General features: G+C 32.3%; 9 protein-coding genes, 1 tRNA gene, 4 pseudogenes and 1 riboswitch. Of the genes and pseudogenes, 11 read left to right on the forward strand and 3 right to left on the reverse strand.

From position 1 onward, the window contains the following. Positions 1-119 precede the first annotated feature (119 nt). Both OEI98_RS04805 and OEI98_RS04810 read right to left on the reverse strand, forming a co-directional pair. Complete coding sequence (locus tag OEI98_RS04805) at positions 120-887, reverse strand: LytR/AlgR family response regulator transcription factor (protein ID WP_004401692.1); 768 nt, start codon at positions 885-887, stop codon at positions 120-122. Beyond that, a complete protein-coding gene (locus OEI98_RS04810) occupies positions 859-2598 on the reverse strand; it encodes a sensor histidine kinase (RefSeq protein WP_004401691.1) in 1740 nt (579 codons plus the stop codon). The genes OEI98_RS04805 and OEI98_RS04810 overlap by 29 nt, the downstream gene beginning before the upstream one ends. A 205-nt stretch (positions 2599-2803) precedes the next feature. Between OEI98_RS04810 and OEI98_RS04815 the strand changes: the two genes are divergently transcribed. From OEI98_RS04815 to typA, 10 genes and pseudogenes are all read left to right on the forward strand, one after another. Beyond that, a complete protein-coding gene (locus tag OEI98_RS04815) occupies positions 2804-3379 on the forward strand; it encodes a sigma-70 family RNA polymerase sigma factor (RefSeq protein WP_004401690.1) in 576 nt (191 codons plus the stop codon). Next, positions 3376-4521, forward strand: coding sequence for a DUF4349 domain-containing protein (locus OEI98_RS04820; RefSeq protein ID WP_004401689.1), 1146 nt, complete (start codon positions 3376-3378; stop codon positions 4519-4521). Before OEI98_RS04815 ends, OEI98_RS04820 begins: the two co-directional genes overlap by 4 nt. Positions 4522-4584: 63 nt before the next feature. Continuing rightward, on the forward strand, positions 4585-7203 hold the full coding sequence (polA, locus tag OEI98_RS04825; RefSeq protein WP_004401688.1) for a DNA polymerase I: 2619 nt from the start codon (positions 4585-4587) through the stop codon (positions 7201-7203). Between the two features lie 11 nt (positions 7204-7214). Next, positions 7215-7809, forward strand: a pseudogene (gene coaE / locus OEI98_RS04830) (dephospho-CoA kinase). A gap of 23 nt (positions 7810-7832) precedes the next feature. Next, positions 7833-8392 (forward strand): annotated as a pseudogene (locus OEI98_RS04835) (lytic transglycosylase domain-containing protein). An 83-nt stretch (positions 8393-8475) separates the two neighbouring features. Then, positions 8476-9509, forward strand: a pseudogene (locus OEI98_RS04840) (nicotinate phosphoribosyltransferase). 19 nt (positions 9510-9528) lie between these two features. After that, a pseudogene (locus OEI98_RS04845) lies at positions 9529-11111 on the forward strand (ABC transporter substrate-binding protein). Between the two features lie 194 nt (positions 11112-11305). Next, positions 11306-11393 (forward strand) — tRNA-Leu (locus OEI98_RS04850). Positions 11394-11555: 162 nt separating this feature from the next. Further along, a riboswitch (cyclic di-AMP (ydaO/yuaA leader) is annotated at positions 11556-11688 on the forward strand. A gap of 5 nt (positions 11689-11693) precedes the next feature. After that, positions 11694-12617: a C40 family peptidase gene (locus tag OEI98_RS04855; RefSeq protein ID WP_003871526.1), complete on the forward strand. Its 924-nt coding sequence runs from the start codon at positions 11694-11696 to the stop codon at positions 12615-12617. 119 nt (positions 12618-12736) lie between these two features. Further along, the gene (typA, locus tag OEI98_RS04860) at positions 12737-14560 is read left to right on the forward strand and encodes a translational GTPase TypA (protein ID WP_003871527.1); all 1824 of its coding nucleotides are present in this window, start codon (positions 12737-12739) and stop codon (positions 14558-14560) included. A 22-nt stretch (positions 14561-14582) separates the two neighbouring features. Here the strand turns inward: typA and OEI98_RS04865 are convergent, their stop codons facing one another. Continuing rightward, on the reverse strand, positions 14583-15143 hold the full coding sequence (locus OEI98_RS04865) for a lytic transglycosylase domain-containing protein (protein WP_004401676.1): 561 nt from the start codon (positions 15141-15143) through the stop codon (positions 14583-14585). Positions 15144-15279: 136 nt separating this feature from the next. On the opposite strand from OEI98_RS04865, the gene OEI98_RS04870 reads away from it, so the two are divergent. After that, positions 15280-16071, forward strand: a complete 792-nt coding sequence (locus OEI98_RS04870) for a hypothetical protein (protein ID WP_039931448.1) — start codon at positions 15280-15282, stop codon at positions 16069-16071. Positions 16072-16079: the final 8 nt, after the last annotated feature.

The following is a 16079-nucleotide window of genomic DNA, read 5'->3' on the forward strand; positions in this document are numbered from 1 at the left end:
TGTAATAAATTTCGATTATAAGTTTAACACAGATTTTAAACGATTTCAGTAAATTTGAAATGAAAAGAAGAAATTAAACTATGAAAAGAAATATATATAGATAAAAAGAAATGACAGGGTTAATTATCCCTGTCAAGACCCAGCAAAAGTTTTAGTTCTTTTATTTGAGATTTGCCTACAGGTATTTGGGTTTTTTTGTTGTCATCCATTACCACCCAGTAAGTGCCTTTGAACCAAGGCAATATTTCTATTATTTTATTTAAGTTAACAATGTAACTTTTTTGAACCCTAAAAAAGGCATTTTCTTTAAGCTTTTCTTCAAGGCTTTTTATCGTTCCTTTGTATATAAAATTGTCACTTTTAGTTTTTACCATAACATCTCCTTCATAGGCTTCTGCAAAAATTATTTCATCTAAATCGATAAGTTTTATTCTTCCATTTTTTTCAACAGCTAATTTTTCTATTTTTTTGTTTTCGAATTCTAAGGAGGGATTATATTGTCGTTTCCATTCCATATCTTTATAAAAGGTTCTTATTTTTTCTAATGTCTTATATAGCCTATGCTGACTTATTGGTTTTAAAAGATAATCAAGGGCTCCTATTTCAAAAGCTTCTATTGCGTGCATATCATAAGCGGTTACAAAAACCACATAAGGCAGTTTCCCGACAGAAGATATATGTTTTGCTACATCGGAACCGTTTATTTTTGGAATGTTTATGTCGAGAAATACTACTTCAGGCTTTAACTCTTCTATCAATTTTAGCGCTGAAAGACCGTTGTCAGCCTCTCCTACAATTTCTATGTCTTCATACTCACTAAGAAGATATTTGAGTTCATCTCTTGCAGGTGGTTCGTCGTCAATAATTAACGCTTTCAATTTCTTCATATACATCATCCCTTTTTAAGTAAGATTTGGGTATTTTAAAAGAAACTTTTGTACCAATCTTTTCTTCGCTTTTAACTACTAGAGAACATTCTTTACAAAATATAGTAGTAAGCCTTTCATTTACATTATAAAGACCAATTCCTGCTCCATTGCCAAAACCTTTTCTCAAAAGATTTTGTTGGTCTTCTTGTTTTATTCCTATTCCATCGTCTTCTACACAAAAGCTAATGTAGTCTACTTTGTCTTTTATTTTTATTTTGATAGTTCCACCATCACCTTTCGGGAGGATACCGTGTTTTACGGCATTTTCAACTATTGGCTGAAGGGTAAAAGAAGGCATGTAATAGGACAGTACACTTTCATCAATGTCTTGTTCTATGTTTAGTTTATCTCCAAAACGAGCTTTTTCTATATATAAGTAAGCATTGATATTATTTAACTCTTGCTCAATAGTGACATACTTTCCTACATTTTTTAAATTGTGTCTAAAATATTCACTTAAATTTATTAAAAGTGCTCGCGCTTCATCAGGTTTTGTTCTTATAAAAGATATGACAGTATTTAAAGCATTAAACAAAAAGTGAGGATTAATTTGAGCTTGTAAAGCGTTAAGTTTTGCTTCAGTAGCTAATTTTCTCTGATATTCTGCATCAGCAATTTCTAATTGATAAGATATTAAATGTCCTAACCCTTTTGCAAGCTCAATTTCTGTATTTGAGATGACATTATTTCTCGATTTATTTCCTCCTTTGTAGAGTTTTAATGTTCCTACCACTTTATCGTACTTAAAAAGAGGCACAATTACAGCAGAGGATAAAGGACAATCCTCATGGGAACATCCGATTTCTTCTTTTGATTTGGCTATGCGGATTTTTCTAGTTTTTAAAACTTCTTTTGTCGCTTTTGTGAGTACTGGTGTACCAGGTTTATGGTGGTCTGAAGCGATACCTACGTGGGCTAAAATTTTCTTTTTGTCAGTTAATGTAACAGCCGATACATTTGTGGAATTATATATTATTTCTGCTGTTTTTTGTGCCGATTCTTCATTTAATCCTTTTCTTAAGTATGGCAGAGTTTTGGATGCAATTTCAAGGGCGATTTTTGCTTGCATGGCAGAGATTTGTTCTTTTTCATCGAAGACCGATTTAATTATTATCATAAATATAGCTATACCTGTTGCATTGACTATCATCATAGGTAATCCTATAATATCTACCAATTCTAAAGCTTGGGAAAAAGGCTTGGCAGTTGTTAAAATGATTAACATTTGTACAGCTTCACCTATAAATCCTGCTACAAATGCCAATTCCCAAGGGACATGTTCCCCTTTATAATATTTTCTTATAAGTCCACCAGAAAATCCTTCTAAAATAGTAGATACGCCACAAGACATTGCTGTAAAACCACCTAAGAAAAATCTGTGAACTCCTGCTATTAAACCTGCACCTAAACCTACTAAAGGGCCTCCTATTAAGCCTGCTACCATTGGACCTACCACTCTTGAGTTTGCAATAGCGTCTTTTATAGGTACACCGACGTAAGTTCCTGCAATACCTATTACCCCAAAGATGACCATGGTCAAAAGAAGGTCTTTTTTTGTAACGCGACTGTTATAGATTATTTTTTTGAAAAATTCTGCCTTAGAAAGCACAAAAGCTAGAAGAGCTATTATGCTAAACCTTTCTGCAAGTATTATCAGAAGCTCATACATATTTGTTCACTCCATTATCAAAAATTTTCTAAATTAGAAGGATAAAGTAATCAGCATGTCGTATTATTAATATATATCTTAATTATATTTATTCTACAGAAATAACTTTTTTCCTGCAACACATATTTTCCATATATTGCATCTTAATATTTGGGAACAAGTTTTATTTTTTTACGTCTAAATTGAATAAAAGGGAGGTTAGAAGGTGGGACAGGAGGAGTTGTTGGAGAGGGCAAAAGCTGGAGATGTGGAGGCTTTTGAAATTCTCGCAAGTGAGCATCAAAAATACATCTACAATGTGATATTAAGGATTATTTTTGACAGAGAAGAAGCATTAGACCTTACGCAGGAGACGTTGCTTAAAGCGTATTTAAATATAAAAAAATTTAAAGGGAATAGTAGTTTCAGAACATGGCTTTATAGAATTGCTGTAAACAGTGCTATGGATTATTTAAGAAAAAGAAATGTGGAAAGAAGTAATTTTAGAGAGATAGAGGAATTTGAAAATGGAGTAAAAGATTTTGAAACTCCTGAAGAGGTGGTAGATAAAAAATTAACTGCAGAAATTGTAATGAAAGAAATAAACAAACTTCCTATAGACTATAAAGTGGTTTTGATTTTAAGAGATATAGAAGGTTTAAACTATGAAGAAATATCCAAGATAATGAATTTGAATTTAGGCACTGTAAAGTCTCGCTTGTGGCGAGCAAGGAATCTGCTTAAAGAGAGAATAAAGTCTTTGCCAGAATTTTTATCATTAGACGAAAGGAGGCAAGTATGATGGATTGCAAAAAGGCACTTCAACTTATACCCCGATATATAGATGGTGAATTGGATGTAGCACAAAAGGAAGAATTAGAAAAGCACATAGAAAGCTGTGAAAGTTGCAGAAAAGAATATCAACTGGAGAAAAATATAATAGAAAGTTTAAAAAATATGCCTCCTTTAGAACTACCTGAAGATTTCAATAAAAAAATACACGAAAAATTGGTTTACCAGAAAAATATTTTAGAGAAGAAAAAAGAAAGGCTAAAAAAGACGTTAACAGTAGCAGTTATTGCAGCTTCTTTCATACTTATGACAGTATTTATAGCAAATATATTTTCTAATAAATCCTTACGAATTGAATCTAATGCTCCTTTAGATAATATTAAAACAGCTCAAAGTGCTGACTTATCTAAAAAGGAAGGAGCTAATAATGAGGCTAAAATATTCTCACTCACTGGTCAAAGAGGATTGCCAGCAGGAACTTCAAGGAAAATTACAAAAAATGCAACCGTCTCCTTAGAAGTAGAAGATGTCAATGTATGTTATGATAAAGTGTTTAAATTGGTAAAAGAAGCAGAAGGTTTTATTGAAAGTTCTGATGAAACAGTATTTACCGATAATACCAAAAGAATAAATCTTGTTTTGAAGGTGCGGGAAGATAAATTTGAAAGTGTGATTTCTCAGATTAAAGAATTTGGTAAAGTAACAGCTTTAAGAATAGATAGTAAAGACGTTACAGAGCAGTATTATGATTTAAAAGCAAGGCTAAAAAACTTAGAAATAGAGGAACAAAAACTTCAAGACATTATGAATAAGGCTTCTACAGTCAAGGAAATGCTTGAAGTAGAATCCGAAATAAACAGGATAAGAAGCGAAATAGAATCAATGAAAGAACAGTTAAAAGTATGGGAAAATCTTACGAGTCTAGGAACCATAAATCTTTCAATAAAAGAGATTTCCAAGGTTGAGAAACCTACGACTCTAGTTTCTTTTAAGGGAATCGGTAGAGATATAAAACAAGCTTTTGTAAATAATGTAAATTTTTTAATATTTTTAATAAAGAAGTTGATAATAATATTGGTGATAATTTTGCCTTATAGTGTACTGGCTTTAATCGGTTATAAAGTGTATATCTATTTCAAAAAGAGAAGATGACAATTTACATCTTCTTTTTTTGCGGTATATTTAAATACAAGAAATAAAAATGGGAGTGATTTAATGTCTAAATTTTTAGTAATTGACGGGAGTAGCCTCATGTACAGAGCCTATTATGCATTGCCAATGCTTACTACAAGTGAAGGATTACATACAAATGCCTTATATGGCTTTACTATGATGCTTATAAAACTTATTGAAGAGGAAAAACCTGATTACATAGCTATAGCTTTTGACAAAAAAGCTCCTACTTTTAGACACAAAGAGTATCAAGACTACAAAGCTACAAGACAAGCAATGCCTGAGGAACTCGCAGAACAAGTAGACCTTTTAAAAGAAATTATAGATGGCTTTAATATAAAGACTTTAGAATTAGAAGGTTACGAAGCCGATGACATCATAGGTACTATTTCAAAGTTGGCAGAGGAAAAAGGAATGGAAGTGCTTGTAGTTACAGGAGATAGGGACGCGCTTCAATTAGTTTCAGATAAAGTGAAAGTTAAGATTTCTAAAAAGGGTATAACTCAGATGGAAGAGTTTGACGAAAAGGCTGTTTTAGAAAGATATGAAATAACTCCTTATCAATTTATTGATTTAAAAGGGCTAATGGGGGATAAATCTGATAATATCCCAGGGATACCTAATATAGGAGAAAAAACAGCGATTAAACTTTTAAAAGAATTTGGCAGTGTTGAAAATTTGCTTCAAAATCTTTCTCAACTCAAAGGTAAGATAAAGGAAAATATAGAAAATAATAAAGAATTAGCTGTAATGAGTAAAAGACTTTCAACTATAAAAAGAGACATTCCTATTGAGATAGATTTTGAGGAATATAGAGTAAAAGACTTTAATGAGGAGAAGCTTTTGGAGATTTTTAATAAATTAGAATTCTTTAGTTTGATTGATAGCATAAAGAAAAAAGATAATGTAGAGATTGTAAATAATCATAAAGTTCAAAAATGGCCAAAAATAGATATAAGAAAATTAATAACTTTATTGCAAGACAGCAGAAATATTGCTTTTTATCCTTTAATTTATGAAGGGGAAATAAAGAAAATAGCTTTTTCTTTTGGAAGCAATACTGTTTATATTGACATTTTTCAAATAGAAGACTTAAAAGAGATTTTTGAAAAAGAAGAGTTTGAATTTACAACCCACGAAATAAAAGATTTTTTAGTCAAGCTTTCTTATAAAGGAATAGAGTGTAAAAGCAAGTACATAGATACTGCTATAATGGCTTATCTTTTAAATCCTTCTGAGTCTAACTATGATTTGGACCGTGTGCTGAAAAAATATTTAAAGGTGGATGTTCCATCTTATGAAGAGGTATTTGGCAAAGGTAGGGATAAAAAGAAGCTTGAAGAAATAAGAGAAGATGTACTTGCTGATTACATTTGCAGTAGATGTGTGCATCTATTTGATTTAAGAGAAAAGTTGATGAATTTTATTGAAGAAATGGATATGAAAAAACTTTTATTGGAAATAGAAATGCCTCTTGTAGAAGTTTTAAAATCAATGGAAGTAAGTGGTTTTACATTAGATAAAGAAGTCCTAAAAGAGCTTTCACAAAAAATAGATGATAGAATAGCAGAAATACTAGATAAAATTTATAAAGAGGCAGGGTATCAATTTAATGTAAATTCCCCTAAGCAATTAAGTGAATTTTTGTTTGAAAAATTAAATTTACCAGTAATAAAGAAAACAAAAACAGGATATTCTACAGATTCTGAAGTTTTAGAGCAATTAGTTCCTTATAATGATGTTGTCAGTGATATAATAGAGTATAGGCAACTTACAAAACTTAAATCTACTTATATAGACGGATTTTTGCCTCTCATGGATGAAAACAATAGAGTACATTCTAATTTTAAGCAAATGGTCACTGCTACAGGCAGAATAAGCAGTACCGAGCCGAATCTACAAAATATACCTATAAGAGAAGAGTTTGGTAGACAAATTAGAAGAGCTTTTATTCCGCGGACTAAAGATGGGTATATTGTCTCGGCTGATTATTCTCAGATTGAACTAAGGGTTTTAGCACATGTTTCGGGGGATGAGAAGCTAATAGAATCTTTTATGAATAACGAAGATATACATTTAAGAACAGCTGCTGAAGTTTTTAAAGTCCCAATGGAAAAAGTTACACCTGAAATGAGAAGAGCGGCAAAAGCCGTAAACTTTGGTATAATATATGGCATTAGCGATTATGGGCTTTCTCGAGACCTTAAAATATCAAGAAAAGAGGCAAAAGAGTATATAAATAATTATTTTGAAAGATACAAAGGAGTAAAAGAATATATTGAAAAAATAGTGCGATTTGCAAAAGAAAATGGCTATGTGACTACAATAATGAACAGAAGAAGGTATATTCCTGAGATAAACTCAAGAAATTTTACTCAAAGGTCGCAGGCTGAGAGGTTAGCAATGAATGCTCCAATACAGGGAAGTGCGGCTGATATAATAAAAATGGCAATGGTTAAAGTTTATGAAGATTTTAAAAAATTGCAGTTAAAGTCTCAACTTATATTGCAAGTGCACGATGAGCTTGTAGTAGATACGTATAAAGATGAAGTAGATATTGTAAAGAAAATATTGAAAGAAAATATGGAAAACGTGATAAAACTAAAAGTCCCTCTTGTTGTTGAAATTGGTATAGGGCCCAATTGGTTTTTAGCCAAGTGAGGTGTACAAAAATGCAAGTAATTGGACTTACTGGCGGTATTGCATCAGGAAAAAGCACTGTTTCTAAGCTTTTAAAGAAGATGGGTGCTGTGATTATTGATGCAGATATTGTATCGAGAGAAATAATGGTAAAAGGAACAGAAGCATATAATAAAATTGTAGAATATTTTGGAAAAGAAATTTTAAAGGAAGACGGAGAAATTGACAGAAAAAAAATGGGTAATATTGTGTTTGCTGACAGAAGGAAGCTTAAAAAATTAAATGAAATTACTCATCCTATAATAATAGAGCGGATAAAAGAAAAAATAGAAGAAGAAAGAAAAAAATCAGCAAAAGGCTATTGTATTAGATGCAGCTCTTTTAATTGAAATGAAACTTTATAAAATGGTAGATGAGGTTTGGCTAGTAGTAGTAGATTCAAAAACTCAAATAAAGAGGGTTATGGAAAGGGATAAACTTTCTTATAAAGATGCAATAAACCGAATAAAAAGTCAAATGCCTTTGGATGAAAAGATGAAGTACGCAGATTTTATAATAAACAATAGCAAAGATTTTAAAGCCATGGAAAAACAAGTTACACTATTTTGGGGAAGATTTGCAACATAAATCATAATATCGGAGGAGTTACTTTGAGGAAAAAAGTTGCGGTAATATTTTTGATATTAGTAGGTCTTTTGTTTACTTACGAGTTAAATACTCATTATTTTTTAAAAAAATTTATCCTCTTAAATACCACAATTATGTAGTTTATTACGCAAAAGAGTATGGCGTAGACCCCTATCTTATTTTTGCTGTAATAAAAGTAGAAAGTAATTTTAAAAGTGATGCAATTTCTAGCAAAAATGCTATAGGATTAATGCAAATTTTACCAGATACTGGAAGATGGATTGCCAACAAAGTAGGGATAAAAAACTACAGCGATGATATGCTTTTTGAGCCTAAATACAATATTCAGATGGGGACATGGTATTTGACTTATCTTCTTAAAACTTTTAATGGAAATATACAGTTAGCTGTAGCAGCTTATAACGGAGGTAGTGGAAATGTAGATGCATGGCTTAAAGACAAGAGATTTTCCAAAGATGGGAAACAGCTACATGCTGTTCCTTATCCTGAGACAAATAGATATATAAAAAAGGTGTTAGCAGTTTATCAGATGTATAAGTTCATATATGAAACTAAAAATTGATATAAAGATTAGTATATACAAAAAAAGCTGAAAAATTGGTATAATAGTATCGTTAAAAAAGAAAATAAAAAGGGAGGACACAAATGAAACTATTAAAGCATTTAAAAGACTTAAATGAAGTAAAAATTGAAAAGGATAGGGAGTTTTTCTCAGCTACTCATGAAGAAATAAAAAATGCATGGACTACAGATGTGTATTTTTTAAGAACCCAGGATATTTTGTCATATCTTGGTGTACAAGATAAAATAGTCACAGCGGAGATATTTCCAAGAAAAAAGGAGTTTTTGCAGGGTTACCAGAAGTAATGAGTTTACTTAAAGACAAAAATGTGGAAGTATGGTCTTTGGAAGAAGGGGACACTTTTGAAGCTAAAGATACAGTAATGAGGATAAAAGGGCCTTATAGTGAGTTTGGAATTTATGAGACGGCAATATTAGGAATTCTTGCAAGTTCTTCCGGTTGGGCAACAGCAGCAAGGGAGCTTAAAGAAGTTGCCAAAGACAAACCAATATTATGTTTTGGTGCAAGGCATGTACATCCAGCTGTGGCACCTGTGATGGAAAGGGCGGCTTTAGTAGGAGGGGCAGATGATGCCAGCTGTATTTTAGGTGCAAAATTAATGGGGAAAGACCCTAAAGGGACAGTACCTCATGCTGCTTTTTTGCTTGCAGGAGATACATTAGAAGTGGTGAAAGCTTACAGAGATATAACTCCCCTTGATGAAAAGATAACCATTTTAGTTGATACTTTTAAAGACGAAGTAGAAGAGGCTTTGAGGGTTGCTGAATTTTTAGGGGATAGATTATACGGAGTAAGACTTGATACTCCATCAGAAAGAGGTGGAGTTACACCTAGTTTAGTGTATGAACTAAGGCAAAGATTAAATCAAAAAGGATTTACAAATGTAAAAATTATAGTTTCTGGAGGTTTAAACCCAGAACGGGTAGCAGAACTTTCTGAAAGTGGAGCAGATGCTTTTGGAGTAGGAAGTTACATATCTGATGCTCAACCTATTGATATGACAATGGATATAAAAGAAGTGGAAGGAGTACCTATTGCTAAAAGAGGGAGAATTCCTGGAATTATCGAAAATAAAAAATTGAAAAAGATAAAATAGTTTTCGGAGATGATAGTTAATGAGAAAATTTATTATATTATCTTTCATTTTGATGTTTATTTTTACAGGATGCAAAACTACTCCGCAAAATATGGTAAATTTACCTCAAGCATCTGAGGACAAAACTAAGATTGAAGAAGAAAAGCCAGTAGAGGGTGGCACTTTAAGAGTAAATATTACTTCTTTTGATACATTAAATCCTTTTTTGAATGACAATGAGAGAGTAAGGCAAATGTTAAATTTGTCATTGGAAGGATTAGTTACCTTGGATAAAACTTTAAAACCTATTCCTCAATTAGCAGAAAACTGGCAGATAAATGGACTTAATATAAAATTTTATTTAAAAAAGAATGTTAAATGGCAGGATGGAGTAAGTTTTACAGCTAATGATGTAAAATTTACTTTTGATTCTTTTAAAAATAAGGATGTAAAAAGTCCTTATAGGGATATTCTCATTAACTATCTCTCCTCTTATAAGACAAATGGTGATTATGAATTTGAAGTTGTTTTAAATAAACCTGTTGCAAATCCAATAGCTTTGTTTACTTTTCCTATTCTAGCTGAGCACCAATATAAAGGTAAGGAAGATATTTTAAATAAAGATATTGTACCTATTGGTACAGGGCCATATAAGATATCTTCTTACAGCGTTGGCAGAGAAATTATTTTTGAAAGAAATCCTTATTATAGAGGCGACAAACCTTATATAGATAGTATAGTGTTTAAAATTGTGCCTGATGAAAATGCTATGATAACATCTTTTCAAAGCAAAGAAGCAGATTTTACTTTTTTAAGTGACATAGATTGGGATAAATACAAAGAGATTTCAAACGTAAATATTTATAAATACGTTATGCAAGACTATGTATTTATGACCCCTAATTATCAAAAGCCAGCTTTGAAAGATTCAAATGTTAGGAAAGCGATGTGTTATGGAATAGATGTTGACAAAATTTTGAGAGATGTATATTTCAGTCATGGGTTAAAGTCATGTATTCCCGTTCGCCCTGATTCGTGGCTTTATAGCAATAAAATAGTATCTCATAATTACGATATAAAAGAGGCAAATAAAATATTAGAGGAAAGTGGTTGGAATTTAGTTAAAGGGATAAGGAGCAATGGAACTTATCAGCTCAAATTTGATTTGCTGGTAAATGCAAATAATCCATATTTGATTAAAGTTGCTCAAATTATAAAGAATAATTTAAAAGATGTAGGAATTGAAATAAACATTGTACCAAAAGATTGGGGCAATTTACTAAGTTCTGTATATTCGGGTAAATTTGATTTGGTGTTAATGGAGTGGAATTTAAGTTATAATCAAGATATGTCTACAATGTTTATGACAAAAGGCAAAGACAATTTTATGGGTTATAGTAATTCTAAAGTTGATGAAATATATAGTAGAATTTTTTATGATTCAGAAGAGAATTCTTTAAAAACAGATTATCAGGCTTTGGAACAAGTTTTTTAGAGGAACAACCCATAATTGGCCTTTTCTATATTGAAGGAGCAGTTATGGCATATGACAATGTAAAAGTTGTGGACCCTACTGGATTTAATGTTTTTAACAATATAGAAAAATGGTATATCAAAAAATAGGTATTGACACTGACCTAAAAAGATTATATAATTCATAGTGTGACGAAATTAAATAAAGCGTGCGGTGGTGGCGGAACTGGCAGACGCGTACGTTTGGGTGTATGACTATTCAGTGATGGATATTTTAATTGAAATGATTAATAGGTTTGCCACCTTGACAAACGAGTTAAGTGAGCAGTATAATAAAAACGCAGGCGGGCGTGCTGGAATTGGCAGACAGGCATGTTTGAGGGGCATGTGAGAGATGATCTCGTGTGGGTTCAAGTCCCACCGCCCGCACCATAAATAAAAGAGAAAAGAGGCGTTAAGCCTTTTATTTTTTTGTCACACAAATTATTAATTTTTTATAAAATATATTAAAAAAAGATTAAAAAATTTAAGAAAATGTAATGTAAACATTGACTTTGACTGTAGGATATGATAAGATAAGACAAAAGGACAAAATATGCAATCTTGCCGAATCCGAAAGGTACGGAGGAACCGCTTTTTGGGGTTAATCTGTAGCTTTAAGCTGCAGTAGGGATACCTTCTGTCCCGCACCCGACAGCTAACTCCGGAGGCAATAAAGGAAGGAGATTTGCAGTGGATCAGCGGATAGGAAAGATGATTTTTGGAATTTCTGTGTTTGGTGCGACGCTGATTGGTAGCTCTTTTTTGAACCCAGCGTTTGCGGAAGGATTGGGAGTTGGAAAGATTACAGGCAATTATGTAAATGTGCGGACTCAAGGAAGCTTATCAGGAAGTGTCATTGCCCGCTTAAATTGGAATGACACAGTGACTGTGTTAGATAAGGAAAACGGGTGGTACAAGATAAAGCTTTCTGATGGAAGAGAAGGATGGGTTTTTGGTGAATATTTATCCGTAAGAAATTCTTCTAATGTCTCAAGAGGAGATTCGGAAAAAGCAGCAAGTGTTGGTATAGTGACAGGTAGTTACGTTAATGTGAGAAGTGAAGCGGGTTTATCTGGCAGCGTTGTAGCACAGCTTAACAAGAATACTACAGTGAATGTGTTGGGTAAACAAAATGGGTGGTATAAAATAAAGCTTTCGGACGGAAGAGAAGGATGGATTTACGGAGAATACTTAGCAGTGAGGAGTTCTTCAAGTATCTCAAGGGGTGAAGTAGATAGGAGTTTGATAGATAAGTTAATAGATTTTGCCAAGTCTTTTGTGGGGACTCCTTATGTCTATGGAGGTTCAACTCCAAAAGGATTTGATTGTTCCGGCTTTGTTCAATATGTTTTCAAGAATGTAGGTATTAATTTACCAAGAACGGCAAATGAGCAAGCTACTGCAGGAGAATATGTAAGTTATAACAATCTTCAACCAGGAGATTTGGTATTTTTTAAAACTTTAGGAAGCAGTGTGATAAATCATTCAGGAATATATATAGGTAATGGTGAGTTTATACAAAGCTCTTCAGGTAGAGGGAAGGTCATAATAAGTCCTTTAAACGAAGGGTATTATAAAGAACATTATGTTACAGCAAGAAGAATTATAAAATGACCTATGATAAAAAGAGTGCTCTAGAGAGTGCTCTTTTTTATATTGACTATTTTTATTCCTTGAGATATTATATAATACTGTATACGCGATATAGCCTATTTTATGGAAGGAGATACCTTATGAAATTTGTAAGAGAAGATGTAAGAAATATAGCCATTATTGCCCATGTTGATCATGGAAAAACTACTTTGGTTGATGCTATGCTTAAACAAAGCGGTATTTTTAGGGCAAATGAAAAAGTTGAGGAAAGGATCTTGGATTTTAACGATTTAGAAAGAGAAAGAGGTATAACAATTCTTGCTAAAAATACTGCTGTTAGATATAAAGATGTGAAAATAAATATAGTGGATACCCCCGGACATGCAGATTTTAGCGGTGAAGTAGAGCGAGTATTAAAAATGGTAGATGGGGTACTTTTGTTGGTAGATTCTTTTGAAGGACCTATGCCACAGACCCGTTTTGTATTAAGTAAAGCATTGGAACTGGATCTAAAACCTATAGTTGTCATAAATAAAATTGATAGGCCTGATGCAAGGCCTCAGGAGGTTATTGACGAAGTTTTAGATCTATTTATTGAATTAGGAGCAAATGATGACCAAATTGATTTCCCTGTTGTCTACACCTCTGCAAAAGAAGGTATAGCAAAATTAAGTTTAGAAGAAGAGTCTCATGACTTGAGACCTCTTTTTGATACGATTTTAGACTATATTCCTGCACCAATAGGAGATATTGAAGCACCATTACAACTTATAGTGACTACTTTAGATTATGATGATTACATTGGGAGAATTGCCATTGGAAAAGTAGTTAGAGGAAAAATAATTTCAGGGGAAGAAGCGGCTATATGTAAAAGAGATGGGTCAATACAAAAAGTTCACATAAATAATCTATATCAGTTTGAAGGACTAAAAAGAGTGCAAGTAGAAGAAGCAAGCTTGGGAGATATTGTGGCGGTTTCTGGCATAAGCGATATTGAGATTGGAGAGACCATTGCAGATAGAGATAACCCCGAGGCGGTAGACTTTGTTCGCATAGAAGAGCCAACAGTTTCTATGACTTTTAGTGTAAATACCAGTCCTTTTGCTGGAACTGAGGGTAAATACGTTACTTCAAGACATTTAAGAGAAAGGCTTTTTAAAGAGCTAGAGACAAACGTCGCATTGCGAGTTGAAGAAACAGATTCGACTGATTCTTTTAAGGTGTCTGGAAGAGGAGAGCTGCATCTTTCTATTTTAATTGAGACTATGAGACGGGAAGGGTATGAATTACAGGTTTCTAAGCCTACAGTGATTTTTAAAGAAATAAATGGAGTAAAAATGGAACCTATTGAACTTTTGACAATAGATATTCCTGAAGAATATATGGGAGTTGTAATGGAAAAATTAGGACCGAGAAAAGCTGAATTGATGGATATGCACACATTAAAGCCAGGAACTATAAGGCTTAAGTTTAAAATACCTACACGAGGCTTAATAGGGTATCGGTCTGAATTTTTAACAGATACAAAAGGAAATGGCATAATGACCTCTGTCTTTTATGATTATGCACCTTACAAAGGAGACATTCCTTCTCGTACGAGAGGCGCTCTTGTAGCTTTTGAGACGGGGGTTGCGACAACTTATGGCCTTTACAATGCTCAAGAGAGAGGGACACTTTTTATAGAGCCAGGTACAAAAGTGTATGAAGGGATGGTTGTGGGAGTTAATTCAAGAAGTGGAGATATTGATGTCAATGTATGTAAGAAAAAACATGTGACAAATTTAAGGTCTGCAACGGCGGATGAGGCTTTGAGGCTATCTCCTGTAAAAAAGATGTCCTTAGAAGAAGCATTAGAGTTTATAGATAATGATGAATTAGTGGAAGTTACTCCTCAAAGCATTAGAATACGAAAAAAGATTTTGGATTCACAACAAAGATATAAAAATGCAAAATATAACAAATAGGGGAGCCTTTTTGGCTCCTTTATTATTTATTATATAAGTCATTTAAAATTTTGTTTATATAATTTATAGTTTCTTGGTAAGGGGGAATACCTTGATATTTTTCTACTGATTGAGGACCAGCATTATATGCAGCTAATGCTAATCTTATGTCATGGTAAGTGTCTAACAAATTTTTTAGGTATCTTACTCCTCCATCTATATTTTGAGAAGGGTCAAAAGGATTGGATACATTTAATTCCTTTGCAGTTGAAGGCATAAGCTGCATAAGTCCCATCGCTCCTGCAGAAGAAACTGCGAATGGATTAAAATTAGACTCTGCTTTGATGACCGCTCTGATGAGATTTGCATCTACATTATATTTTTGACTGGCCCGTTGTATTAAATCTTCAATTTGTTGTAAATTTGTATTTTTTGATGGCGCATTATTACTCACATTTCCTGAATTGTATTGTTGATTTTCTATAGCATTGTTTAAAACTTCAGCAAAAGGTTTATCAGTGTTAAATATTTTTATATTAGCAGGGAGTCTGCTTTGAATTTCGCGAAATTTATTTTCAATTATTTGATTTACAATATTTGTCAATTCAATCCCTCCTATAATATATAATTCGACAAAATTCTTCTAAAACCTCTTTTAAAAGTGCAAATTAGTAAAAAAGTCCTATTAAAATTTTTAAAGGATTTTTTAAAGGAGTATAGTATAATATAAGTAAAGGTTTATGGTAAGGGTTGATAAAGAGATGAAAAACGAAAGAATGCTGGAAGTTTTAATTGTTGTATTAATAATTCCTCTAGTTTCTCTTTTAGCAGGTTATTTTATTTCAAAAGATATTGTAGAGCCTAACATTTCAAAAACAAATGACAGTGATAATTTTAAAGAGATGGTTGTTAAAGGAATTGACTTATTTGAAGTTGTTTTAGGTAGCTATTCAGATTTTGATACTGCAAAGTATCAGGATGATTTAATGAAGATGAAGGGAGTTTATTCCTTTGTTAGTAAAGATTCTGACAAATATTTGTTAATAGGTGGAATATTTTTAGATAGAGAACAAGCTGCTTTATTTTCTTCTTCCTTAAAGTCTCAAGGCATTTCCAGTGAAGTATATGTAAAAAGAGGGCCTTCTATAAAAATTGCATATGACAAGAAATTAACATCAGAAATGGATGTTTTTATGAACAAATTACAAGATTTTCAACAAATTTTTGATTATATGTCGGCTCTTTCTTATAAGGCTTTTAATGACAAATTAGAAAAACAAGAATTAGAGCAATTAAAGAGAAAAGTAGATAGTTTTAAAAATAGTAAGGAGGATTTTGGAAAAGAAGAAGTGACAATACTAATACAAAAGACGATAAAAATTGTCGATAAAGTAACAAATGATATTAAAAAAATTGAAATATCAGCTGCTTTAGAAGATGGGAATACCTTTAGTTTATTGCAAGAAAGTTTATGGCAATCTTGCGAAGAATATAATACCTTTTTAAAGACAATTGTTACGCAAAACCAATAATGAGGTGT

The sequence above is a fragment of the Thermoanaerobacter sp. RKWS2 genome, from assembly GCF_026240795.1.
Lineage (GTDB): Bacteria > Bacillota > Thermoanaerobacteria > Thermoanaerobacterales > Thermoanaerobacteraceae > Thermoanaerobacter > Thermoanaerobacter ethanolicus.

Excerpts from the sequence above, each read along its gene's own strand:
- polA (WP_004401688.1), top strand. The coding sequence starts at position 4,585 with ATGTCTAAATTTTTAGTAATTGACGGGAGTAGCCTCATGTACAGAGCC.
- OEI98_RS04810 (WP_004401691.1), bottom strand. The coding sequence starts at position 2,598 with ATGTATGAGCTTCTGATAATACTTGCAGAAAGGTTTAGCATAATAGCT.
- typA (WP_003871527.1), top strand. The coding sequence starts at position 12,737 with ATGAAATTTGTAAGAGAAGATGTAAGAAATATAGCCATTATTGCCCAT.
- OEI98_RS04820 (WP_004401689.1), top strand. The coding sequence starts at position 3,376 with ATGATGGATTGCAAAAAGGCACTTCAACTTATACCCCGATATATAGAT.
- OEI98_RS04805 (WP_004401692.1), bottom strand. The coding sequence starts at position 887 with ATGAAGAAATTGAAAGCGTTAATTATTGACGACGAACCACCTGCAAGA.
- OEI98_RS04870 (WP_039931448.1), top strand. The coding sequence starts at position 15,280 with ATGGTAAGGGTTGATAAAGAGATGAAAAACGAAAGAATGCTGGAAGTT.